Genomic DNA, 2,493 nt, shown 5'->3' on the forward strand with positions numbered 1-2,493 from the left:
TGTTTTATTATTGCTATAATACCCACAAGACTTTTGAGGGATTTGAGATGGCATGGAACTCTTCTACTTCCAGTTCGCCCAATACAGATAATGGGCAAACATCCTTGCATAAAGAAGAATTCTACACTTGGCATAATTACCGTTGTGCCTATGAAGTCTATACCCCAACAGATGACAGTGCTGAGACGAAAACTCCTCTACTATTAGTCCATCCTATTGGTGTTGGACTATCACGCTTTTTTTGGCATCGCTTTTGCCAGCAGTGGTTGAACACTGGCAATGGTCATCTAATTTATAATCCCGACTTGCTAGGATGTGGCGAAAGCGAAATGCCCCCTGTTGCTTACTACCCTATAGATTGGGCTGACCAGTTACAATATTTTTTAACAAATGTAGTCAAAAAACCGGTGATTCTGCTAGTGCAAGGGGCTTTATTACCTGTGGCACTTACCTTGATCCAAAAGCAAACTGAACCAAATTATATTCAAGGGTTAGTACTCTCAGGTCCTCCGTCTTGGTCTCTGATGACAGCAGAAACTCAATACTGGCAGCAGCGAGTTGCTTGGAATCTCCTCGAATCTCCTTTAGGTAGTGCCTTCTTTCGTTATGCTCGTCGCCGTCAATTCCTGCAAAAGTTTTCGGAAGATAAACTGTTTGCTGAGAGTTCTACAGTAGATAAGGAATGGTTAGATAATCTCCAAAAGGGAGCAATTAATCCAGCTAGCCGCTACGCAGTTTTTTCTTTTTTGGCTGGCTTTTGGCGACAAAACTATCAACAGGCGATCGCTAATACATCTCAACCTACCCTAGTAGTAGTAGGAGAGCAAGCTTCAAGTATTAGTAAGCTGGGGAAATCTGAAACACCAGAAGACCGACTAGCTCAGTATATCAAGCATCTTCCTCAAGGTGAAGGTCGTAAAATTCCTGGTCGTAATGTTTTGCCTTATGAGTCAACCTATGAGTTTGTAAAAGTTGTCGGAGATGCTATTTCTAGCTTTGAGTAGTAGTATAAATGCTTTGTAACTGCACCGATTAACCCAGGACGTGCAGTTACTGGATGTCCAACTAGCATTAGACGTTTACCAATCTTAATCAACAAAGACCAGTGCATCGCACCCATTTGGATGCGATCACTTGTTTCACAGTCTCAATAGTATCAAAGGTAGAAGAGCAAATGCTTACCGCTGATTGTATCATTCAGATGTCTGGATATCGCCTAGGTCAGGACGAGAAAGAGTTTTTCTTTCGTGATTTACCATTCATTTACCAAGAAGTGAAAGGAGAGTTTCCCGTTCACTCTGGAATGGGGGATGATAAATACCATCGCTCTCAAAAGCAGCAAAAGAAGATCAAGAAAGCAAGGAAGAAAGGGAAAAAGCGGCGGGCTGCTGTTCTAGCTAACCTATATGATGTAGATTTTTTTGACGCTTACCGCGATCAATTGTTCGGAATGATTGGAGTACTAGAAGAGCGAACGCTACTAGCGGCCATACCCTTAGAAGAGTTGAGCGAAGACGAAGAGGAAGCAATAGATATCCTTACTGAGAAGGAGGAAGAATTATCAGATAGGTATGATGAGTTTCGCAATGCTATTGTACTCACCGCATGGGAGTGATCAACTCAATCATTCCATTGCTCCTCACGTAAGCATTCAGCCGTCAGCTATCAGCTATCAGCTAATGCGCTACTGTTCGCGCAGCACCTCAAGTAGTGCAATCGGTGCTAAAGGTCTGTGGCCACGCTATGGGAACAGTTTATGCCCATAGCGTACGTTACTAATGGTGCTTTTGAATAAAATAAGCTGACGGCTGACGGCTGATAGCTGAATGCTTACCTCCTCACTAGTTGCGATTGCGTTCTACCGACACTATAATATTCATGCTTGTTACCCTAAGATTTTCTCTTTAATTGTAAGTGCGATGCTGCAAAGCAGCCGCCAAAGGCGACCGTGTTTTAATAAGTAAAAAAATATAATCAAATAAACGCAATTAATCATGACAGCAAATAGCACTAAGCGAAAATCGACTCATAGAAAAAGTTAAAAAACTGTCCCTTGAACAAATCCAACACGAAGACAGGATATATAGCGTTTATAGAATTTATGAGGTACGCTTCTAAACCTCAAAGTCCCCCTTGATAAGGGGGATTTAGGGGGATCTCTTTGTACCTCATGGCATAGAGAATTGCTATAGAAACCACAAGGAGTGGAAATTCCTAGCCCTAGGCTTACCGAACTAGATAAAATTGCCAAACAAATGAAATCATTAAAGGACTATAAAATTATTTTACGTCCCGATGACAACGGAACTTTTGTGGCCTATATTCCAGCGATTAAAGGATGTCATGCCTGGGGAGAAACTCCTGAGGCAGCCCTCTGTGAATTAAATCCTGTTTTTGAGATGATTCAAGAAGAATACCTCGAAGAAGGCAAAAATTTACCTGATGATGTCGAGGTAACAGTTTCTCATGCCAGCTAAAGCTAAAACCTTAGAA

The 2,493-nt window shown here is 41.8% G+C and carries 3 protein-coding genes; all 3 read left to right on the top strand.

What is annotated here, in order from left to right:
- The first annotated feature begins 47 nt into the window (after positions 1 to 47).
- Positions 48 to 1,004: an alpha/beta hydrolase gene (locus tag F6K49_RS41085; RefSeq protein ID WP_293072178.1), complete on the top strand. Its 957-nt coding sequence runs from the start codon at positions 48 to 50 to the stop codon at positions 1,002 to 1,004.
- 101 nt (positions 1,005 to 1,105) lie between these two features.
- Positions 1,106 to 1,615 (top strand): hypothetical protein, encoded by a 510-nt coding sequence (locus tag F6K49_RS41090; RefSeq protein WP_293064576.1) that lies wholly within the window; start codon positions 1,106 to 1,108, stop codon positions 1,613 to 1,615.
- Positions 1,616 to 2,204: 589 nt separating this feature from the next.
- Positions 2,205 to 2,477, top strand: coding sequence for a type II toxin-antitoxin system HicB family antitoxin (locus F6K49_RS41095; RefSeq protein WP_293106794.1), 273 nt, complete (start codon positions 2,205 to 2,207; stop codon positions 2,475 to 2,477).
- Positions 2,478 to 2,493 lie beyond the last annotated feature (16 nt).

This window comes from Moorena sp. SIO3I6 (assembly GCF_010672095.1).